This is a genomic window from Streptomyces sp. NPDC055400 (assembly GCF_053644375.1).
In genome coordinates, this window is the sequence record NZ_JBSHLM010000016.1 from 184,491 (window position 1) to 205,217 (window position 20,727).

Genomic DNA, 20,727 nt, shown 5'->3' on the forward strand with positions numbered 1-20,727 from the left:
GCACGCCATGCGCTCCGGGGCCGCTTGGGCATTCCGCGCACGCGTATGGATGCCCGTGCGCATTCCGCAAGGTATAAGGCAGGTTAAAAGCTATGCGACAGGTCACGCGCAAAGGCCTGATCACCGTGGCGGCCGCGACCGGCGTACTCGCCGTGTCCGGGGGCTACGCACACGCAAACTCCGGTGCCGAGGGAGGCTCGTCGGGATCGCCCGGCGTCCTCTCCGGCAATACGATCCAGCTCCCCGTGGACGTCCCGGTCAACGCGTGCGGCAACACCGTGAACGTCGTCGGGCTGCTCAACCCCGCGGCGGGCAACGACTGTGCCAACACGTCGAAGCCGGGAGGCGGCCACCCCGGTGGGAGCCACGGTGGGAGTCACCACGGCGGCGGCGCCACGGCCGAGGGGGGCACGAGCGATTCGCCCGGTGTCGGCTCCGGCAACCACGTGCAGGTCCCGGTCCACGTGCCGGTCAACGCCTGCGGCAACAGCGTCTCGGTCATCGGGCTGCTCAACCCCGCGGGGGGCAACGACTGCGTGAACTCACCGGGAGGCGACGAGCCGACGACCCCGACGACCCCGCCGACCAAGCCGCCGACGCAGCCGGAGCCGAGCACGCCGGCTCCGCCGAAGCCGGTGACCCCCAGCACCCCGAACCACCCGGGGACGCAGACCGTCACCCAGCCCAAGGGCTCGGAGCAGCTCGCCGAGACCGGCAGCTCGATGCCGCTGGGAACGGTCCTTCCGGCCAGTGCGGGCGCGCTGCTCGCGGGCGCGCTCCTCTACCGCCGGGCGCGGGCAGGCGTGTGACCGCCGTGTGACACGGCGCGACTGAGCAGGTGCGGAACGGAGCGGGCCCAGCAGTGACGGGGCCCGCTCCGCTCACTCACCACGTGGCGCGCAGCTGGCGGATGATCCGCCGGCGCAACCGCACCCTGCGGCTGCCGTCGCGCAACAGGCTCAGGCGGTCCAACTCCCAGTGTCCGTACTCGGCATGGTCGGTCAGCAGGCGTGTGGCGTCCTTGCGGGAGACCCCGCGCGGGACGTACACGTCGACAAATTCGTATTCCGGCATCGCATCTATTGTGCGGGCACGGGCCGTGTACGGATAGCGTCTGCACTATGTCTGATGCTGCGCAGCCCACCGCTGCCGAGGTACGGGCCGCCGCCGAGGCGGTCAAGGCTGCGCTCGACCGCCACCTGGCGGCTGTCGAGCGCAGGTCGGGTGAGGACGATCCGGCCGTCTACGAAGCGTTCAACGAACTGGCCGCGGCGGCGGAGGAGTACGACGAGCTCCTCTACGACCGCTACGACGAGGTCACCCCCTTCGAGATTCCCGGTACGGAGGACTCGCTGCCCCCGTACACCGGCCCCGAGGATCCGAACGCCCTGAGCGTGCTCATCCGCCGCGACTACGCCGTGGTGGAGCCGCAGCGACTGCTCGCGCAGGCCCAGCGGGTCGCCGATGTGGAGGCCGACTCGGACCTCGTCGACGGAGCCGCGGCGGCCGTCGGGACCATCGGGACCAGCGTGCACGCTGCTCTCGGTGTCCTCTTCGGAGAGTTCGAACCCGACGAAATCGCCTCCCGGCACAAGGAGTTCGGCCTGGAGGAGGGCGACTCCACACTGTGGGTGACGGCCTCGGACGAACCGGCTGAGCCGGGGGAGTGGCTGGATGCGCCGTTCGACCAGGCCGATCCGCAGCGGGTCGTCTGCCGCTTCGACGTGAGCGCCGTCTTCGACGACGAGCTGGACGGCGACCTCGCGGACGACGGGCCCGGCGCGTCGGGCGCGGCGGAGGACGAGCTGGAACCGACCTGACGCGGTCCGCACACGCGGGCCGGTGACGGTGTGAGCGAGTGAGCGGAAGGGGCGGGCGGACTTCGGTCCGCCCGCCCCTCCCGCTTGCCGCTGTGTGCCTACTGCGCCGCAGGGACCTGAGCGCGCAGCAGGGTCTGCAGGCGCGTCGTACGCGGCTTGGCCGGGACCTCGGCCACGGCGCGCGACAGGGCCGCGTCAGCGCCGTGCACCACCGACAGATGCCGCTCACCGCGGCCGAACGCCGTGTACACCCACGGGCGGCTCAGGGCCTGCGTCGCGTCGCCCGGCAGCACGACCACCGCCGCGGGCCACCGCAGCCCCACCGCCTGGTGCGCGGTCAGCGCCCACGCGTGCCGCACGGTCCGCTCCACCGCGTCCTGCGGTACGACGACCGGGGTCCCGGCGCAGTCCAGGTGCAGGCCCTCCGCGTCGGCCCGCACGACCCGGCCGGGCACGGTGCGGCCAGGGGCCGGTACGTACGCGATCCGGTCGTCCGGGTCGAAGCCGCCGAAGCGGCCGGGGCCGGGGTTGAGGCGCTCCTTGAGGGCCGCGTTCAGCGCGCGCGTCCCGGCGGCGCCCCCGTGGCCCGGAGTGATGACCTGGGTCTGCTCGGAGGGCACACCGATCGCGCGCGGCACCGAGTCGGCGACCAGCTGTACGGCACGGTGGATCGCCTCGGCGGCGTCGTGCACCGGCACGATCACCACCTCCTTGCCGGGGGCCTCCACCTGGTTCAGCTCGCCCACGCCGATGCCGGAGACCAGCTCGCCGACCGGGCCGGGGTCCGGGGTGCGGGAAGCGATCTGAGGGCACACCCGGGCCGCGAGGAGGTCCGCGAAGACCCGGCCGGGGCCCGCGGACCACAGGACGGACGGGTCGCCGCTCAGGACGAGCCGCGCGCCGTCCGGGAGCGACTCGGCGAGCATCGCGGCCGTCTCCACGTCCAGCTGCGGCGCGTCCAGGACGACCAGGAGGTCCACCGCGAGCGCGCCGTCGCGGTCCCGGCCGGGGCCCTCGGCGCCGGACAGCAGGCCGGACACGGTGACCGCCGTGCCCTGCGGGGCGCCGGGGCCGAAGTGCTCGGCGAGGCGGTGCCGCCCGTCGACGGTGTGTGCCGCGGCGCACACGCGCAGGCCGAGGCGGGCCGCGGCCTGGACGAGCGCGGCGGGTTCGGCGCGGGCCGCCTCGGCGCCCGTGTGCAGGACGAGGCCGTGTCCGGCGGACGCCCTGATCAGCTCGGCGGTGGAACCGGCCGCGGCGGCCGCGGCAGGCTCCCAGTCCGCGAGGGCCTGTGAACTGTCTTCCTTGGAGAGGGAGTTGACCAGGCGGGCGAGCCCGTCGGCGAGGCTCTCCTCGGCGAGCGCGTACCGCTCGAGGCCGACGAGCACCCGGACCGGCCGCTCGGCTTCCTCACCGTCCTGCGGGCCGTCCTCGGCCCCGTCCTCCGCGGCGGTCTCCCGGGCGCGCTCCGTGGCGCGGGCCGGAGAGCCGGGCGGCTCCTCCAGTGCGTCCTGGAACACGAGAGCGTCGCCCTCCGCGATGGCGCTCTGCACCGCCTCGTCCGGATCGGGCACGGCGCGCTTGCCCAGCGCCTCAGCGAGCAGAGGCGCGTCCAGGGCGGTGTGCCCCGCGACCGCGGCCTGTTCCAGCAGCCATACGGTGACGGCGCGGCCCCTGCGCTCGTCGTCGGGGCCGCACTCGGCGCCGAGCAGCGCGCGGGCGAACCCGTCCGCCTGCTCGGGGCGCACGCCAGGGATCCGCAGAAGCTGCCAGGGGTCGTCCCGGAGCGCGCTGTCCGCGCCCTCGCCGAGCGTCGCGGCGGCGGGAGCGGCGAGCGAGACGGGGGCGCCGCCCTCGGTCAGGACGGCCCGCACGGCGTCGACGGCCGCCACGGCCGGTTCGGCAGGCCCCGCGGGCGCGGCGGCCGGTGCACGGCGGACGGGCTCGGCGACGACCTTGCGGGGAGCCGGTGCCGGGTCGCCGAACACGGCGGCGGGCCGCTCGCCGCTCTCGACGGCCCGGACCGCGGCGAGGAGATCGGCGGCCGTACCGCTGAGCTTCCCCCCGGCCGCGATGGGCCCTTCCTTGGCCGCCTTCCGCTGGGCGATCCGCTCCTGCAGCTCACGCTGCGCGGCGATCTCGGCGGCGGCCTCGGACGCGCCCTCGTCCTTGCCTTCGGCGGTGGCTCCGTCCTGATCCGTGGCGGCGCCGGAGTCTTCGTCCGTCCCGTCCGGATCAGGTGTGCCGGTCCCTTCCCCGGGGCCGGTTTCCTCGGGGCCGGTGGCCTCCGCGCCTTGCCCGGCGCGGGGCGCGTCGGTGTCGGCCGGGCCCGGGTGGCCCTCCGCGGCAGCGGGCTCCGTACTCACAGCGTGCTCCAGTCCTGATCGGGATATCGGTGCACGGGCGCCGACACGTCGTCGAGCGCCTGGCAGATCTCGTCAGGAAGACTAAGGGCCTCCACTGACAATGCCGCCGTGAGCTGCTGCGAGTTGCGCGCGCCGATGATGGGGGCGGCCACGCCCGGCCGGTCGCGGACCCATGCGAGGGCGACCTGGAGCGGCGTCACCGCGAGGCCGTCCGCCGCCGTGGTGACCGCGTCGACGATGCGGGTCGCGGCGTCGTCGAGGTACGGCGCGACGAAGGGCGCCATGTGGTCGGACGCGCCCCGTGAGTCGGCCGGCGTGGCCTTGCGGTACTTGCCCGTGAGAACCCCGCGGCCGAGCGGCGACGACGGGAGCAGGCCGATGCCGAGGTCGAGCGCGGCCGGCAGCACTTCCCGTTCGACGCCGCGCTGGAGCAGCGAGTACTCCATCTGCGTACTGGCGAGCCGGGTGCGTATCCCCGGTGCGGCGAGCTGCCACGTGCCGGCCTTGGCCAGCTGCCAGCCGCAGAAGTTGGAGACGCCCGCGTACCGGACACGGCCGCTGCTCACGGCGATGTCGAGGGCCTGGAGCGTCTCGTCGAGCGGGGTGGCCGTATCGAAGGCGTGGACCTGCCACAGGTCGACGTAGTCCGTGCCGAGGCGGGCGAGGGACGCGTCGAGGGCGGCGAGGAGATGGCCGCGAGAGCCGTCGAAGCGGCGGTCCGGGTCGGGCACGCTGCCCGCCTTCGTCGAGATGACCAGATCGCGCCGCGGCACGAGGCCCTCGACGAGCTGCCCGAGGAGATACTCGGCCTCACCGCCCCCGTAGACATCGGCCGTGTCGACGAGTGTGCCGCCCGCTTCCCAGAAGGTCTTCAACAGGTCCGCGGCGTCGTGCTCGTCGGTGTCGCGGCCCCATGTGAGGGTGCCGAGCCCGATCCGGGACACGCGCAGGCCGGTGCGGCCGAGATGCCTCTGCTCCATGGGCGCTGAGATTACTGGCCGGAAGTCGGTTATTGGGGGCCTGTGGACAACCGGCCTGCGCCGACCGCCGAACCGGCGCGCTAGGGTGCCCGGACACAGGACGTTACTGAGGAGTAAGGGGATCGGCCATGGAGCTCGGCATCAACCTCGGCTACTGGGGCGCCGGAATGGACGCGGACAACCTGGCCGTCGCGCGGGAGGCCGACAAGCTCGGCTACGCCGTCTGCTGGGCCGCGGAGGCCTACGGCTCGGACGCGCCCACGGTGCTCTCCTACGTCGCCGCGCAGACCGAGCGCATCGACATCGGCTCCGCGATCATGCAGATCCCCGCCCGCCAGCCCGCGATGACCGCGATGACGGCCGCGACCCTCGACTCCCTGTCCGGCGGCCGCTTCCGCCTCGGCCTCGGCGTCTCGGGTCCGCAGGTCTCCGAGGGCTGGTACGGCGTGAAGTTCGACAAGCCGCTCGCCCGCACCCGCGAGTACGTCGACATCGTGCGCCGCGCGATGAGCCGCGAGCGGCTGTCGTACGAGGGCGAGCACTGGACGCTGCCGCTGCCGGGCGGCCCGGGCAAGCCGCTCAAGCTGACCGTGCACCCCGAGCGCGAGCACATCCCGCTCTACATCGCGGCGATCGGCCCGAAGAACCTGGAGCAGACGGGCGAGATCGCCGACGGCGCCCTGCTGATCTTCCCGGCCGCCGAGCACCTGGAGGAGACCGCCCTGACGCACCTGCGGGCGGGGCGCGAGAAGGCCGGCAAGACGCTGGAGGGCTTCGACGTCGTCCCGACGCTGCCCCTCGCGCTCGGCGCCGACAAGGACGTGCCCGCGCTCGCCGACATGTTCCGCCCGTACACCGCCCTGTACGTCGGCGGCATGGGCAGCCGGAAGCAGAACTTCTACAACCAGCTCGCCCAGCGCATGGGCTACGAGAAGGAAGCCGCCGAGATCCAGGACAAGTACCTGGGCGGCGACAAGGAGGGTGCGGGTGCCGCGGTGCCGCACCAGCTGATCGACTCGACGACACTGCTCGGCTCCGTGGAGCGGATCGCCGAGCGGATGCAGGCTTACGCGGCTGCCGGGGTGACGACACTGACGCTGGCCCCCGCCGGCTTCACGCTCGACGAGCGGATCGCGGCCCTGCGGGCCGGCACCGAGGCCCTGGAGCGGGCCGGACTGGCGTAACCGCGGGGAGGAAAGTTCTGCGGCCGTGGTGGGGGCTCGGGGGTCTTCCCCGCCACGGCCGTCACGGGTAACAACGCCTCATCGGGCACGTGGTTACGCCCAAGGACCCTCTCCCGGGGCCCTTCCTTCGGCCGAGTGGCCTCCTACAGCTGTTGCCCGGTCCGGCATGCCGTATTTGACTCGTTTTCTGCGGAACTACGCACGGAACGCGCGGCGCGCACGGAGGTGCCAGAGATGCTGTCGGCCAAGAGCCTGTTCCAGGAGATCCTCGACGACGACGAGTCCTTCCGGCTCTTCTGCTCCATCGCGGCGAGCGGCGAGTCGCAGGGAGGCTGGGAGAACGGCCGTATCGCCGCCCTCGTCCCCCTCAGCGAGCGTGACCTCGCGCCCAAGGTGGCGCGGCACGGCGCCGACGAGGACAAGCACGGGCGGATCTTCCACGCCCTGCTGAAGAAGCGCGGCCTGCAACCCGTGGACGTACCGCCGGAGACCGACTACACGATGCTCCTGGAGAAGCACGGCATCGGCCTCGCGCACCAGCAGCTCAAGGCCGACGAACCGCTCACCGTGCGGGACATCGTCACGTATCTCGCCCACAGCCGGGTCACCGAGCAGCGGGCCTCCGAGCAGATGGACCTGCTGCGCAAGTACTTCGCGGACGACCCCGGCATCGGCCGCGCGGTGAAGATGATCTCGGCCGACGAGGACAACCACCTCGCGTACTGCCACGAGGAGCTGCTGCGCTTCGCGTACGCCGGTCACGGCCGCGACATCCAGCGCATCCTGCGCGAGTGCGCCCTGGAGGAGATCCGCGTCTACCGCGACGTCAGCCTCGCCGTGATGGACCACATGGGGCACATCCTGCGCTGGCCGAAGCCCAAGGCGGCTCTGCTCGCGGCGGGTATCCACGCCATCTACGCGTACGAACGTCTGGTCGGCTGGCGGCGGATGGTGTCCCTGGAGATGCCGGAGCGGCGCAACGCGCTGGGCGGGCCCGCGACGAGCGCGGTCGAGTTCGCGTAGGCCCCCGCGGGAGGCGCGCTACAGCCAGCCGCGCCGCTTGAACGTACGGAACAGCAGCAGTTCCAGGGAGATCATCAGGAGGATCACCAGCGGATACGACCACGTCCAGTGCAGCTCCGGCATGTGGTCGAAGTTCATGCCGTAGACGCCCGCGATCAGCGTCGGGACCGCGGCCATGGCGGCGTACGCCGAGATCTTGCGCATGTCGTCGTTCTGCCGCACGCCCATCTGCGCCAGATGCGCCGACAGGATGTCCGAGACGAGCCGGTCGAGGGCGTCCACCGACTCGTTGACGCGCAGGAGGTGGTCGCTGACGTCGCGGAAGAACGGCCGCGCCGAGTCGTTCACGAAGGGCACGGAGCCCACGAACTGACCGGTGCCGGAAAGCCGGGCGAGCGGGAGCAGCAGCGGGCCCGTGGCCCGGCGGAACTCCAGGATCTGGCGCTTGAACGTGTAGATCCTGGACGCCGTGTTGCGCGAGCCGCCCCCCTCCGGCGAGAACACCTCCGCCTCCAGCTCCTCCATGTCGGTCTGGAGCTCGGTCGCGACCTCCAGGTAGTGGTCGACGGTCGCGTCGGCGATCGAGTACAGGACCGCGGTGGGCCCGTGCCGCAGCACGTCGGGATCGCCTTCGAGCCGCTTGCGTACGGCCTTCAGGGCCGCTCCCTCTCCGTGCCGGACGGTGACCACGAAGGAGTCGCCCATGAAGAGCATGACCTCACCGGAGGAGACCTTGTCGCTGTCCGGCTCGTACACGACCGGCTTGAGCACCACGAACACCGAGTCGTCGTACACCTCCAGCTTCGGCCGCTGATGCGCCTTGAGCGCGTCCTCGACGGCCAGCGGATGCAGCCCGAACGCCTCGCTGACCCGCGCGAACTCGTCCGCCGCCGGCTCGTGCAGGCCGATCCAGACGAAGGAGTGGCCCTCGGCCCTGGCCTCGGCGAGCGCGTGGGAGAAGTCCGCGGGCCCCTCGGTCCTGCGCCCGTCGCGATAGATGCCGCAGTCGACGATCACGCTTCGTATTCTTCCCAGGGGGCGGCGGGGCCGCATGTCGCGAGGCGAGGGGAGTCCGACAGGTTCCCCGTGGAGCGAGGAGTGCCGGTCGTGGGGACGCCGCGGGGAACTTTCGGACACCGCTTAGGCTGGCCCGCATGCCCACGCTGATTCTCGTCCGGCACGGACGCTCCACCGCCAACACCGCGGGCCTGCTCGCCGGGTGGACCCCCGGTGTGTCCCTCGACGAGCGCGGCGCCGCGCAGGCCGCCGCGCTGCCGGGGCGGCTGGCCGCGGTGCCCCTCGCCGAGATCGTCACCAGCCCCCTCCAGCGCTGTCAGGAGACCCTGGCCCCGCTCCTCGCCGCCCGCCCGGAACTCACCCCGCACACCGAGGACCGCATCGGCGAGTGCCACTACGGCGACTGGTCGGGCCGCAAGCTCGCCGAGCTCGTCGACGACCCGCTGATGGAGGTCGTCCAGCAGCACCCGTCGGCCGCCGCGTTTCCCGGCGGCGAGTCCATGCGGGCCATGCAGCACCGGGCCGCGGAGGCCGTACGCGAGTGGAACGCGCGCGTGGAGCGCGACCACGGCCCCGACGCCACCTATCTGATGTGCTCGCACGGCGACATCATCAAGTCGCTCGTCGCAGACGCCCTGGGGCTTCATCTGGACCTCTTCCAGCGCATCTCCGTGGAGCCCTGCTCCGTCACCGCGATCCGTTACACCCGGCTCCGCCCCTATCTCGTACGTCTCGGCGACACCGGCGACTTCGCGTCGCTCGCCCCGCGCGAGAAGCCCCCCGAGGGGGACGCACCGGTCGGGGGCGGTGCGGGCGCCCCGTGATCGTCCGCCGCAGTAGGGTGAAGCCGTCGCAGTAACTGCAGTTGTTGCCGCGCCCGATCAAGCGGTCGGTCCCAGCAGTCGATTCCAATGGAGACAGGACGTGTCCCGTCAGGTGTTCCTCTACGACCCCCCGGAACGCTTCGTGGCCGGCACGGTCGGGCTCCCCGGGCGCCGCACCTTCTTCCTCCAGGCCTCGGACGGCGCCCGTGTGACGAGTGTGGCCCTGGAGAAGACCCAGGTCGCCGCGCTGGCCGAGCGCATGGACGAGCTCCTCGACGAGGTCGTGCGCCGGAGCGGCGGGAACGCGCCGGTGCCCGCCGTCGTGCCCACGGAGATCCACGACACCGCGCCCCTGGAGTCGCCCGTCGACGAGGAGTTCCGGGTCGGCACGATGGCCCTCGCCTGGGACGGCGAGGAGGAGCGGATGATCGTCGAGGCGCAGGCGCTCGTCGAGCTCGACGCGGACTCCGACGAGGACCTCGCGGAGGCCGAGGAACGGCTGCTCCAGGACGAGGAGAACGGCCCCCCGATGCTGCGGGTCCGGCTCACCGGCGTACAGGCGCGCGCGTTCGCCAAGCGCGCCCTGGACGTCGTGAACGCAGGGCGTCCGCCGTGCCCCCTGTGCAGTCTGCCGCTCGACCCGGAGGGACACGTATGCCCGCGTCAGAACGGATACCGGCGAGGAGCGTGACCGTCTCGGACACGGACCTGCTCACCAGGGGCGAGCTGGCGGTCCAGGGGCGCATCCGCGAGGCGTCGAACGCGGTGCTCCTGTGCACCGTCACCCACGAGGGCCGCGAGGCGTCCTGCGTGTACAAGCCCGTCGCCGGTGAGCGTCCCCTGTGGGACTTCCCCGACGGCAATCTCGCCCGGCGCGAGGTCGCCGCCTACGAGGTGTCCGAGGCGCTCGGCTGGCGCCTCGTACCGCCGACCGTCCTGCGCGACGGGCCGTACGGCGAAGGCATGTGCCAGCTGTGGGTCGACCAGCCCGAGGAGCCCGCCGAGGGCGGTGAGCTGCTTGCTCTCGTGGAGGGCGAGGAGCCGGGCGACGGCTGGAAGGCCGTCGGGTTCGCGGAGGTCGGAGAGGGGCGCACCGCGCTGCTCGTGCACTCCGACGACGTGCGGCTGCGGCGCCTCGCCGTGCTCGACGCGGTGATCAACAACGGCGACCGCAAGGGCGGCCACCTCCTCGTCGACGCCGAAGGGCGCCTGTTCGGCATCGACCACGGTGTCTCCTTCAACACCGAGGACAAGCTGCGCACGCTCCTGTGGGGCTGGGCGGGGGAGCCGCTGACCGGGGAGGCGACCGAGGCCCTGAAGGCGCTCACGGGCGCTCTGGGGGCCGGGGAACCCCTCGCGCTGCGGCTCGCCGAGCTGATCACCGAGGCCGAGCTGGACGCCGTACGGGCACGGGTCGGCGCGCTGCTCGCGAGCGGGAAGCATCGTGAGCCGAGCGGGGAGTGGCCCGCCATCCCGTGGCCACCGGTCTGAGCCGGCCCTTCCGGGCCTGACCTTCCGAGCCCGTCCTTCCGAGCCCGCCGGTCCGCGCTGTCCGGGGGCGCATGTCAGTGGCTGGGGCTAGGTTCGAAGAGACCCCTCAGGGGATCCCGGAACGGAGGCCACGCCGTGAAACTGATCGTCGAGGACCGGATCGACCGGCCCGTGAAGGACGTGTTCAACTCCATCGTGAGCCCGGAGGCGCTGTCCAGCTTCTTCACGGCGGACGCATCCGCCCCGATGATCCCCGGCACCACGGTGACCTGGCGTTTCGGCCATGCCGACGCGACGATCGACGTCGAGGTCGGGCCCGTGGAGACGGACCGGCTGATCTCGTGGAGCTGGCCCGGGGGAGACGTGACGATCGAGCTGGAGAGGGCCGACGACGGCGCGGCCACGCTGCTCACGATCACCGAGCAGCCCATGGGCGAGGGCCTGGAGGGCGCCGCGCGGGCCGTCGGGCAGACCCAGGGGTGGACATACTTCGTGACGGGGCTCAGAGCCCATCTGCTGCACGGCATCCGCCACTTCGGACTCTCGGGATCCATCCGTGCCACCGTCGAGGCCTGACATGGCACCCCGGCGGACCGCAAGAGGGCCTTCCCGGCCACCGGACCAGGTCCGGTTCGTATGCGGAAGCTCCGTCCGGTTAGGCTCATGGCATGCATGCCTGGCCCGCTTCTGAGGTCCCCGTCCTGCCTGGCAAGGGCCGCGACCTGAGGATCCACGACACCGCGACCGATGGCCTCGTCACCCTCGAGCCCGGTCCCGTCGCCCGTATCTACGTCTGCGGGATCACCCCGTACGACGCGACCCATATGGGTCACGCGGCGACCTACAACGCGTTCGACCTCGTTCAGCGCGTGTGGCTCGACACCAAGCGGCAGGTTCATTACGTCCAGAACGTGACGGACGTCGACGATCCGCTGCTCGAGCGCGCGATCCGTGACGGCGTCGACTGGACCGGACTCGCGGAGCGCGAGACCGCCCTCTTCCGCGAGGACATGACCGCCCTGCGGATGCTGCCGCCGCGGCACTACATCGGAGCCGTCGAGGCGATACCCGGCATCGTGCCGCTCGTCGAACGGCTCCGGGACATGGGCGCCGCCTACGAACTCGAGGGCGACGTCTACTTCTCCGTCGAGTCCGACCCCCACTTCGGCCAGGTCTCCCGCCTGGACGCCGCGGCGATGCGGCTGCTGTCCGCCGAGCGCGGCGGCGACCCGGACCGCCCGGGCAAGAAGAACCCGCTCGACCCGATGCTGTGGATGGCCGCCCGTGAGGGCGAGCCCAGCTGGGACGGCGGCTCGCTGGGCCAGGGGCGTCCCGGCTGGCACATCGAATGTGTCGCCATCGCCCTCGACCACCTCGGCATGGGCTTCGACGTCCAGGGCGGAGGGTCCGATCTGGCCTTTCCGCACCACGAGATGGGCGCCTCGCACGCGCAGGTGCTCACCGGCGAGTTCCCGATGGCCAAGGCGTACGTCCACGCGGGCATGGTGGCGCTCGACGGCGAGAAGATGTCCAAGTCCAAGGGCAACCTCGTCTTCGTCTCGAAGCTGCGGCGCGACGGGATCGACCCGGCCGCGATCCGCCTCGCGCTCCTCGCGCACCACTACCGGGCCGACTGGGAGTGGACCGACCAGGTCCTGAGCGACGCTGTCGAGCGGCTCGGCCGGTGGCGTGCCGCCGTCTCCCGGCCCGACGGACCGTCCGCCGCGGCGCTCGTCGAGGAGATCCGCGAGGCGCTGTCGAGCGACCTCGACGCACCGGCGGCGCTGCTCGCCGTGGACCGCTGGGCCGCCCTTCAGGCGGAGCGGGGCGGCGAGGACGAGGGGGCGCCCGGCGTGGTGTCCCGCGCGGTCGACGCCCTGCTCGGAGTGGCGCTCTAGAGACCCGGGTCCCGGGCCCGGCCCGCCCCGGGACGCAGACAACCTCAACCGCCCCCGAACTCCACGGAGTTCGGGGGCGGTCACCTTTGCCCCGGGCCCTGGCGGCCGCACGGCGAAGGGGCGGTGCACACCGCGTGTGCACCGCCCCTGCTGAGCCGTCGTCGCCCTACTCCGGCGAGTCCTCGGAGGAATCGTCCCCGGAGTCCGGGGACGTGTCCGTGTCCCCCGTCCCGCCGGGGGTGTCCGTGCCCGGATCGGGGCGCGGGGGCCGCGGCGGCCGGGTGCGCTCGCTCGGGGTGTCCCGCAGGTACGGCGCCGTGTCGCCGCCGTCCGTCGCGTGGCCGGCCGGACCGCCCGGAGGGCCGCCGCCGTCCCTGCGCCGCAGATAGCGCTCGAACTCACGGGCGATCGCCTCGCCGGACGCCTCGGGAAGCTCCGCCGTGTCCCGGGCCTCCTCCAGCGACTGCACGTACTCGGCGACCTCGCTGTCCTCCGCCGCCAGCTGGTCCACGCCCAGCTGCCACGCCCGGGAGTCCTCGGCCAGCTCGCCCAGCGGGATGCGCAGGTCGATCAGGTCCTCCAGCCGGTTGAGCAGCGCCAGCGTCGCCTTCGGGTTCGGCGGCTGCGACACGTAGTGCGGCACCGCCGCCCACAGGGAGACCGCGGGGACGCCCGCGTGTGTGCAGGCCTCCTGGAGGATGCCGACGATGCCCGTCGGACCCTCGTACTTGGTCTCCTCCAGGTCCATGGTGCGCGCCAGGTCCGCGTCGGACGTGACGCCGCTGACCGGTACGGGCCGTGTGTGCGGGGTGTCGCCGAGCAGCGCGCCCAGGATGACGACCAGCTCGACGCCCAGCTCGTGCGCGAACCCGAGCAGCTCGTTGCAGAACGAACGCCACCGCATCGACGGCTCGATGCCCCGGACCAGGACCAGGTCGCGCGGCTTGTCGCCGCCGACCCTGACCACGGAGAGCCGGGTCGTCGGCCAGGTGATCTTGCGCACGCCGCCGTCGAGCCACACCGTCGGCCGGTTGACCTGGAAGTCGTAGTAGTCCTCGGCGTCGAGTGCCGCGAACACCTCGCCCTTCCACTCCTTGTCGAGATGCGCGACCGCGGCGGAGGCGGCGTCACCGGCATCGTTCCAGCCTTCGAACGCGGCCACCATGACCGGGTCGACCAGCTCGGGAACCCCCTCGAGCTCGATCACCCAGCGCCTCCTTCCGACGTCCCCCAGTGCCCTGACGGCCTGGGAGGTACCCCCATCGCGTACCTGCCCACCTTACGGCGTCCGAGAGGGCCATCCGCAGCCCCCTTGTACGGGGGAGTGACCGGATCACTGCCCCACGATCCGCCCTCGCACTCCCCTTTCACGCCCGTAGCGGAACCCGTGTCAGAGCGTCGAGCGCAGCCACTGCTCCACGCTCGCGATGTGCACCGTCGCCCACGACCGGGCCGCCTCCGCGTCACCGTCGCGCAGCGCCGCCAGGATCGCCCGGTGCTCGTGCAGGGTCCGGCTGACCGCGTCCTCCTGCGTCAGGCCACGCCAGACGCGGGCCCGGGTCGTCGGGCCGGACAGGCCGTCGAGGAGCGAGCACAGGACCGAGTTGCCCGAGCTCTGCACGATTCCGCGGTGGAACTCCAGGTCGGAGGCGACGAGTTCCTCCACCGAGGGCGCGGGCCCGAGCGCGTCGAGCTGGGCCGCGAGCGTGTCGAGCCGCGCCTCGTCGATCCGCGTCGCGGCCATCGCGGTCGCGGCCGGCTCCAGGATGCGGCGCACCGCGAGGAATTCGAGGACGGTGTCGTCGCGGTGGAAGTCCACGACGAAACTCAGGGCTTCGAGGAGGAGTTGGGGGTCGAGGCTCGTGACGTACGTCCCGTCGCCCTGCCGCACGTCGAGGATGCGGATGAGGGACAGGGCGCGGACGGCCTCGCGCAGGGAGTTGCGGGAGAGGCCGAGGTCGGCGGCGAGTTCGCTCTCCTTCGGGAGGCGGTCGCCCGGGCGCAGGGCGCCGGAGACGATCATGCCTTTGATCTTCTCGATGGCCTCGTCGGTGACAGCCATGGCGGCCTCCCTGTCCTCGGTCGGAGCGCCACCGTCTGGAGCACCGATACCTCCGATGTATCGGCCCATTATGTGGGTAGTGAGGGGCGCGCGGTGCCGGGGCCGGCGTACTCGGACCGGCACCGCGCCCGGACGTCAGCCCGCGGTGCCCGCCTGGGCCTGCGCGGCCGCCCGGTACATCCGGCGCAGGCGCACCACGCCCAGGTCGTGCTGGTAGAGGTTCTCGCGCTGGTCGGCGTCCGCCGGCATGGCCTCCAGCATCACGCGGTCCTGTTCGAGCACCTCCCAGTGGCGCTCCTCGATGAGGGTCCTGTAGAGGAAACGCCAGGTGTCGCGCTGCCAGCCCTCGACCCGGCGGTAGCGCCAGAAGAAGACGCCGCAGCGCTGCTCGTCGACCGGGCAGACCATGCCGACGATGCCGAACGGGCCGCCGGGGCCGGCCGACGGCGGGTACGGGATCGACAGGTCGACCCAGTCGATGCCGGTGTGGCACAGCTCGACCCAGTCGAAGTTGACGCCCCGCTGGTCGGTCTTCTCGAAGAAGTAGCCCCGGTCGGTCTCCCGGATGCGGAACTTGGCGGTGGTGTCACCGTCGTACATGGTGTGCGAGTCGTGGTGCAGGAAGGCGCCGTGCATCGGGTCGAGGAGGTTCTCGACGGCGTAGCGCCACGGCACGTCCCACTCCGCGTAGCACAGGATCGCGTCGGTGCCGGGGTCGGTGAGCGGCTCGGGGAGCGTCAACTCGGCCGGTTCCGGGTGCTGTTCGTCGCCGAAGTAGGCGAGGATCGCGCCGCCGGCCTCGCGCACCGGCAGCGACCTGACGAGCTTCTTGCCCTCCAGATTGCAGCCGGGCAGGCCGGGCACCGAGGAGACGGTGCCGTCGCCCTCGACCTCGACGCCGTGGTACCAGCACGCCACCCGGTCGCCGAGGTGCTTGCCGAGCGACAGGGGCGCGCCGCGGTGCGGACAGCGGTCCGCGAGCATGGACAGCGTGCCGTCGGAGCGGCGGAACAGCAGCCACTGCTCGCCGAGTGCGGTCACCTTGCGCATGGCGCCGGGCGCGACGAACGAGGACGGCACGACGGGGTGCCACTGGTTGCGCAGGCCCGTCGCGTAGATGTGGTCGGCGGTCATCAGGTCACGCTCCCAGTCGCTGCATCTCGGCGCGGAACGAGTCCTCGGTCCACGGGGCGCCGTCGGGGGCGTGGACCTGACGGGCGTTCAGCCCGTGGATGACATCGGTGAGTTCGTGGCCGTCCTTGGTGAAGACCTCTTCGAGGGTGGCGGCCAGCTTGTACTCGTAGGGGGTGGGTTCGTGCGTACGGGACTGGTGGACGTCCAGGTACGGCCAGGTGGTGGTCACACGTGCCTCCAGGGAAGGGGTTACAGGTCGAGGGCCAGGCGGCCGGAGGCGCAGCGCGAGACGCAGATCATCATCGAGGCGCCCGCGGCCCGCTCGGCATCGGAGAGCAGGAAGTCGCGGTGGTCGGGCGTGCCGTCGAGGACCCGGGTCTCGCAGGACCCGCAGATCCCGTCGCGGCAGGAGCTGGTCACGTCCAGACCTGCCGCCTCCGCCGCCTCCAGGATCGAGGTGTCGGCGCCGACCGTGAGAGTGAGCCCGGAGGTGCGGCACTCGACCTCGAAGCCCTCGTCGTCCGCGGAGCGCTCGACGACCGGGGCCGCGAACCGCTCGACGCGCAGCCGGTCCGCGGGACAGAGGGCCTCGACGGCGGCGAGCAGCGGCTCGGGACCGCAGCAGTAGACGAGCGTCCCGTCCGGCAGCCCGGCGAGAGCGGACGCGAGGTCGATGTGGCCCTGCTCGTCCTGCGGCACCACCGTCAGATCGCCGCCCAGCGCGGTGAGTTCGTCGACGAACGCCATCGACGCACGGCTGCGACCTCCGTACACCATGCGCCACGCGGCGCCCCGGCGCGCGGCCTCACGGGCCATGGCGAGGATCGGCGTCACACCGATGCCGCCCGCGACGAAGACGTAGCCCGGCGCGTCCTCGAGCGCGAAGTGGTTGCGCGGCGCCGACACGGTGACCCGCCCGCCGGGACGCAGCTTCGTGTGCACATGGCGCGAACCCCCGCGTGACGACGGCTCGTCGAGGACACCGATGCGGTACGACGCCGGGGTGCGGGGGTCCGAGCACAGGCTGTACTGGCGGACCTGCCCGCCCACGTGGACATCGAGGTGCGCGCCGGGCTCCCACGCGGGCAGGGGCTTGCCGTCCGGGTGGGTCAGTTCGACGGACAGGACGCCGTCGGCCTCCCAGGTCATGCGGTGTACGAGGAGGTCCAGGAGGGTCTCGTCGGTTGCGGTCATGGCTGCGGGGCCTCCCTACGCGGTGGGGATCTTCACGGGCGGGGTGAACGGGTTCTTCATCGGGCCGAGCGACGCGAGGTCGACCTCGACGAGCGTCGGCCCCTCGGAGGCGACGGCCTCGCAGATGACGGGCTCGGCGTGCTCGGCAGCCGCGATCCGCAGATACGGCAACCCGCAGGCCCGGGCGAGGAGTTCGAAGTCGGGCGTGGCGAGGTCGACGCCGGAGCGCCGGTCGCTGTGCCGGTCCTGCATGTTGCGCAGGACGCCGTAGCCGCCGTCGTTGAACACGAGGAGGGTGAGGCGCGGGCGCTCCTGGGCGAGGGTGAGCAGCTCGCCGAGGTGCACGGCGAGCCCGCCGTCACCGGCGATGACGACCGTGGGCGCGTCGGGCCTCGCGAGCGCGGCGCCGATGCCCATGCCGAGGCCCTGCCCGATGCCGCCCCCACGCGGGAAGACGTTGTCGCGCGGGTCGTACATGTCGAGGAGCCGGTTGCCCCAGCTGCTCGACGGGATGGTGACGTCGCGGGCGACGACGGCCTCGCGCGGGAGCGCGGCCCGGATCGCGTCGCAGATGGCGGCCTGCGGGCCGATGTTGTCGTGCAGGGTGGCACGCACGTCGTCGCGGACAGCGGTGACCCGCGCCGTCCAGCCCGGCTCGGCGGGCTTCGCGTACGGGAGGAGCCGCTCCAGTACGCCGGCGGCGTCGCCGTGGAGCGCGTGCCGGGCCGGGTACACGCGGCCGAGCGCGGCCGCGTCCAGGTCGATCTGGATGTGGGCCGCGGGGAGCTGGAGGCCGTAGTCGGCTGTCTCGTTGGACCGGAAGTGGGTGCCGACCGTGAGCAGCACGTCGGCGTCGGCGAGCAGGGCCCGCCCGGCCGGCGTCGTCGCGAAGTTGCCGACGACCTGCGGGTGGTCCTCGGGGACGGCGCCACGGCCGGAGTTCGACGTCAGGAGAGCGGCGCCGGTCGCGGCGAGCAGGTCCGCGAGTTGGGTACGGGCGCGCGTGGCACCGCCACCGGCCCAGATCACCGGGCGCTCGGCCCGGGCCAGCAGGGCGCCCGCGGCGGCGAGTTCGTCGTCACCGGGCGCGGGCACGGCGGCCTTTGCGAACTCCTCACCGGCGGTGTCGGTCTGGGCCGCGTACTGGAGGTCGACCGGCCACTCCACGCTCGCGGGGCCGCCGGGTGCGGTGAGCGCGGCGCGGGCCGCCTCGCGCAGGACGCGGCCCGCCGCGTCGGCGGACGGCACGGTCGCGGCGTACTTGGAGACCGCCGACAGCATGCCCAGCTGGTCCTTGGTCTCGTGGATGAAACCGCGCCCGCTGCCCAGGAACTCCGACTCCACCTGCCCGGTGATGTGCAGGACGGACGTGCCGGACGCCAGCGCCTCGATCAGGGAGCCGGCCGCGTTGCCCGCGCCCGTCCCGGTCGAGGTGAGGGCGCAGCCGAGCGTGCCGCGGGCCCTGCCGTAGGCGTCGGCCGCGTTGACGGCGGACGCCTCGTGGCGCACGGGCACGAACCGCAGCTCGCGGTCGACGGCCTCGACGAGCGGCAGGTTGTGCACGCTGACGATCCCGAAGACCGTGTCGATCCCCAGTTCCCGCAGTACGGCGACGAGGAGATCGCCTCCGGTGTCGTAACGCATGGTGGTCTCCTCAGAGGATGGAGCGGCCGACTCCGCCGCAGACGTCGATGCTGGTTCCGGTGATGTACGAGGCACGCGGCGAGAGCAGCGCGACGATCGCGTACGCGACCTCCTCGGCCCGGCCGAGCCGGCCGAGCGCGATCCCGCGGTCGGCGGCGAGCTCCGCCTGCCAGTCCTCGTAGGAGAGCCCGGACTCCGCGGCGGCGTGCCGGCGGGTCCACTGGCCGGTGTCGACGAGGCCGAGGCAGACCGAGTTGACGCGGATCCCCTCGGGGGCGAGCTCGGTGGCGAGGGACTTGGAGAGGTTGAGGATGCCGGCGCGGGCGGCGCTCGTCGTGATCAGCCGGGTCTCGGGCTGCTTGGCGAGAACCGCGTTGACGTTCACGACGGACGCGGCGTCCGAGGCGGCGAGGTGCGGGCGGGCGGCGTGCAGCGGGTTGAGGACGCCGGAGAACTTCAGCTCCAGCTCGTCGCGCCAGTCCTCGGCGGTCGACTCGTCGAGGCGCTTCATGCGGGACTGGCCCGCGTTGTTGACGAGCCCGTCGAGGCCACCGAAGGTGTCGGCGGCATGCCGCACGAAGTCCCGTACGGCCGTCGCGTCCCGCACGTCGCAGACGCCCGTCAGGAGGCGGTCGCTGCCGAGGCGCGCCGCCGCCTTCGCGAGGCGGTCGGCGTCACGGCCGCAGGTCGCGACGCGCGCGCCCTCGTCCAGAAGGGCGCGGACCGTGGCCAGGCCGACGCCCGAGCTGCCGCCGGTGACCAGGACGGTCCGGTCGGCGAGGCCCAGATCCATAACTCTGCTCTCCTGTGAATCAGTTGGGTCAGTGCATCGTGAAGCCGCCGTTGACGGCGATCACTTGTCCGGTGAGATAGCGGGACTCCTCGCCGAGCAGGAAGGCGACGAGACCGATGAGGTCGCCGGGCTCCTGCGGCCGCGAGATGGCCCGGCCCGAGCGGTACAGCTCATGCCGTTCCTCGGGGACGGTCTCGGTGGCCTCGCACTCGGTGAGGCCGGGCGCGACCGCGTTGACCGTGATGCCCTTGTCGCCGAGTTCCCTGGCCATCGCCCGGCTCAGCGCGATGACCGCGCCCTTCGAGGCGATGTAGTGGGCGAGGCGGGGCGAGCCGTAGAGCGCGGCGTCCGAGGCGACGTTCACGATCCGGCCCGGCGAGCCGAAGAGCGGGTACAGGGCCTTCGACACCAGCCAGGGGCTGCGGGCGTTGACCGTCATCAGGCGGTCCCACACCTCGACGTCGATGTCCTGGAACTCCTTGCCGCCGACGCCGTTGGCGAGAGCCGCGTTGTTGATCAGGCCGTACAACGGACCCAATCCCCGTACGCGACCGGCGAGTTCGTCGACCGACTCGGGGTCGGCCACGTCGCAGCGCACGAAGTGGGCGTCGAGCCCGTCACCGCGCAGTCCCTCGACCGCGTGGGTCCCGCGTTCGGTGTCGAGCTCGGCGACCACGACGCGGAAGCCGTCCTCGGCGGCCCGGCGGGCCATGGCCAGTCCCAGGCCACGGCCCGCCCCGGTGACGACGACGGTGCCGGCGCCCCCTGAGGGGTCAGTCACGGGTGACACCGTGCATCGGCGAGTGCTCCGGGTACGTCGGGACCTGCGGCTTCTGCGTGCCGATGACGACGCAGAACAGGGCGTCGGTGTCGCCCTCGTTCTTCAGGGACCGGGCCACGCCCGCCGGGACGACGATCATGTCGCGGTAGCCGAGGGTGCGGTACTCGACCTCGTCGGCGCCGCGGTGGATGCCGACGCGGACCTGGCCCTCCAGGACGAAGAAGGCCTCCTCGACGTCGTGGTGGGTGTGCTCGGGGCCCTCGGCGCCGGGCGGGAGCAGCATGTTGGAGAAGGTGAAGCCGCCGGACGGGATGATCCGGGAGTCGCTCTCGTGGTTGCCGGTGGCGCCGGAGCCGACGTAGCGGATCTGGCCGCGGCGGTACTGCGGGCCCGCCTTCTCCTGGAAGGAGAGCGTGTTGAAGTCCGCGACGCGGGACTCCTTGGTGGCGATGAGCGAGTCGGTGTACTTGCCGAGGTCGCTGCCGTTGTCGTAGTCGGTGGTGGTCAGAGGCATGG

At 72.5% G+C, this 20,727-nt stretch carries 22 protein-coding genes; 9 read left to right on the plus strand and 13 right to left on the minus strand.

The window, feature by feature from the left end; translation table 11 throughout:
* Positions 1-92 precede the first annotated feature (92 nt).
* Entirely contained in the window at positions 93-809 is a 717-nt protein-coding gene (locus ACWIGU_RS34905) for a chaplin (RefSeq protein ID WP_454405681.1), read from the plus strand.
* Positions 810-885: 76 nt separating this feature from the next.
* On the opposite strand, the gene ACWIGU_RS34910 is transcribed toward ACWIGU_RS34905, so the two are convergent.
* Complete coding sequence (locus tag ACWIGU_RS34910; protein WP_067429589.1) at positions 886-1,074, minus strand: DUF5703 family protein; 189 nt, start codon at positions 1,072-1,074, stop codon at positions 886-888.
* A 47-nt stretch (positions 1,075-1,121) separates the two neighbouring features.
* Between ACWIGU_RS34910 and ACWIGU_RS34915 the strand changes: the two genes are divergently transcribed.
* Positions 1,122-1,820 (plus strand): hypothetical protein, encoded by a 699-nt coding sequence (locus tag ACWIGU_RS34915; RefSeq protein ID WP_454405682.1) that lies wholly within the window; start codon positions 1,122-1,124, stop codon positions 1,818-1,820.
* 98 nt (positions 1,821-1,918) lie between these two features.
* Here the strand turns inward: ACWIGU_RS34915 and ACWIGU_RS34920 are convergent, their stop codons facing one another.
* The gene (locus ACWIGU_RS34920) at positions 1,919-4,186 is read right to left on the minus strand and encodes a helix-hairpin-helix domain-containing protein (protein WP_454405683.1); all 2,268 of its coding nucleotides are present in this window, start codon (positions 4,184-4,186) and stop codon (positions 1,919-1,921) included.
* The gene (locus tag ACWIGU_RS34925; RefSeq protein WP_454405684.1) at positions 4,183-5,166 is read right to left on the minus strand and encodes an aldo/keto reductase; all 984 of its coding nucleotides are present in this window, start codon (positions 5,164-5,166) and stop codon (positions 4,183-4,185) included. Before ACWIGU_RS34925 ends, ACWIGU_RS34920 begins: the two co-directional genes overlap by 4 nt.
* A gap of 128 nt (positions 5,167-5,294) precedes the next feature.
* On the opposite strand from ACWIGU_RS34925, the gene ACWIGU_RS34930 reads away from it, so the two are divergent.
* Together ACWIGU_RS34930 and ACWIGU_RS34935 are read left to right on the plus strand one after the other, a co-directional pair.
* Positions 5,295-6,350, plus strand: a complete 1,056-nt coding sequence (locus tag ACWIGU_RS34930; protein WP_356289381.1) for an LLM class F420-dependent oxidoreductase — start codon at positions 5,295-5,297, stop codon at positions 6,348-6,350.
* Between the two features lie 234 nt (positions 6,351-6,584).
* Complete coding sequence (locus ACWIGU_RS34935; RefSeq protein WP_454405685.1) at positions 6,585-7,373, plus strand: ferritin-like domain-containing protein; 789 nt, start codon at positions 6,585-6,587, stop codon at positions 7,371-7,373.
* A gap of 18 nt (positions 7,374-7,391) precedes the next feature.
* Here the strand turns inward: ACWIGU_RS34935 and corA are convergent, their stop codons facing one another.
* The gene (gene corA, locus ACWIGU_RS34940; RefSeq protein WP_454405686.1) at positions 7,392-8,390 is read right to left on the minus strand and encodes a magnesium/cobalt transporter CorA; all 999 of its coding nucleotides are present in this window, start codon (positions 8,388-8,390) and stop codon (positions 7,392-7,394) included.
* A 137-nt stretch (positions 8,391-8,527) separates the two neighbouring features.
* Here corA and ACWIGU_RS34945 point away from each other — a divergent pair, with 137 nt between their 5' ends.
* The 5 genes from ACWIGU_RS34945 (at position 8,528) to mshC (ending at position 12,603) form a co-directional block, all read left to right on the plus strand.
* Positions 8,528-9,214, plus strand: a complete 687-nt coding sequence (locus ACWIGU_RS34945; RefSeq protein WP_356289387.1) for a histidine phosphatase family protein — start codon at positions 8,528-8,530, stop codon at positions 9,212-9,214.
* A gap of 100 nt (positions 9,215-9,314) precedes the next feature.
* Complete coding sequence (locus ACWIGU_RS34950; protein ID WP_356289389.1) at positions 9,315-9,905, plus strand: DUF3090 domain-containing protein; 591 nt, start codon at positions 9,315-9,317, stop codon at positions 9,903-9,905.
* Complete coding sequence (locus ACWIGU_RS34955) at positions 9,869-10,705, plus strand: SCO1664 family protein (protein WP_454405687.1); 837 nt, start codon at positions 9,869-9,871, stop codon at positions 10,703-10,705. Before ACWIGU_RS34950 ends, ACWIGU_RS34955 begins: the two co-directional genes overlap by 37 nt.
* A gap of 135 nt (positions 10,706-10,840) precedes the next feature.
* Positions 10,841-11,281, plus strand: coding sequence for an SRPBCC domain-containing protein (locus ACWIGU_RS34960; RefSeq protein WP_454405688.1), 441 nt, complete (start codon positions 10,841-10,843; stop codon positions 11,279-11,281).
* Positions 11,282-11,373: 92 nt separating this feature from the next.
* Positions 11,374-12,603, plus strand: coding sequence for a cysteine--1-D-myo-inosityl 2-amino-2-deoxy-alpha-D-glucopyranoside ligase (gene mshC / locus ACWIGU_RS34965; protein WP_454405689.1), 1,230 nt, complete (start codon positions 11,374-11,376; stop codon positions 12,601-12,603).
* Between the two features lie 166 nt (positions 12,604-12,769).
* On the opposite strand, the gene ACWIGU_RS34970 is transcribed toward mshC, so the two are convergent.
* From ACWIGU_RS34970 to ACWIGU_RS35010, 9 genes are all read right to left on the minus strand, one after another.
* Positions 12,770-13,810, minus strand: a complete 1,041-nt coding sequence (locus tag ACWIGU_RS34970; protein WP_454405690.1) for a PAC2 family protein — start codon at positions 13,808-13,810, stop codon at positions 12,770-12,772.
* A gap of 183 nt (positions 13,811-13,993) precedes the next feature.
* Positions 13,994-14,665, minus strand: coding sequence for a FadR/GntR family transcriptional regulator (locus tag ACWIGU_RS34975; RefSeq protein WP_454405691.1), 672 nt, complete (start codon positions 14,663-14,665; stop codon positions 13,994-13,996).
* Between the two features lie 135 nt (positions 14,666-14,800).
* Positions 14,801-15,799 carry a Rieske 2Fe-2S domain-containing protein gene (locus ACWIGU_RS34980; protein WP_454405692.1) on the minus strand — a complete coding sequence of 333 codons (999 nt, stop codon included), beginning with the start codon at positions 15,797-15,799 and terminating at the stop codon, positions 14,801-14,803.
* 4 nt (positions 15,800-15,803) lie between these two features.
* Positions 15,804-16,028: a recombinase-like helix-turn-helix domain-containing protein gene (locus ACWIGU_RS34985; protein ID WP_454405693.1), complete on the minus strand. Its 225-nt coding sequence runs from the start codon at positions 16,026-16,028 to the stop codon at positions 15,804-15,806.
* 20 nt (positions 16,029-16,048) lie between these two features.
* Positions 16,049-16,993 (minus strand): PDR/VanB family oxidoreductase, encoded by a 945-nt coding sequence (locus ACWIGU_RS34990; protein WP_454405694.1) that lies wholly within the window; start codon positions 16,991-16,993, stop codon positions 16,049-16,051.
* A 15-nt stretch (positions 16,994-17,008) separates the two neighbouring features.
* Positions 17,009-18,637 carry a thiamine pyrophosphate-binding protein gene (locus tag ACWIGU_RS34995; RefSeq protein WP_454405696.1) on the minus strand — a complete coding sequence of 543 codons (1,629 nt, stop codon included), beginning with the start codon at positions 18,635-18,637 and terminating at the stop codon, positions 17,009-17,011.
* 10 nt (positions 18,638-18,647) lie between these two features.
* Positions 18,648-19,430 (minus strand): SDR family oxidoreductase, encoded by a 783-nt coding sequence (locus ACWIGU_RS35000; protein ID WP_454405697.1) that lies wholly within the window; start codon positions 19,428-19,430, stop codon positions 18,648-18,650.
* 28 nt (positions 19,431-19,458) lie between these two features.
* Positions 19,459-20,211 (minus strand): SDR family oxidoreductase, encoded by a 753-nt coding sequence (locus ACWIGU_RS35005; protein ID WP_454405698.1) that lies wholly within the window; start codon positions 20,209-20,211, stop codon positions 19,459-19,461.
* Positions 20,204-20,725, minus strand: a complete 522-nt coding sequence (locus tag ACWIGU_RS35010) for a cupin domain-containing protein (RefSeq protein WP_389526572.1) — start codon at positions 20,723-20,725, stop codon at positions 20,204-20,206. The genes ACWIGU_RS35005 and ACWIGU_RS35010 overlap by 8 nt, the downstream gene beginning before the upstream one ends.
* Positions 20,726-20,727 lie beyond the last annotated feature (2 nt).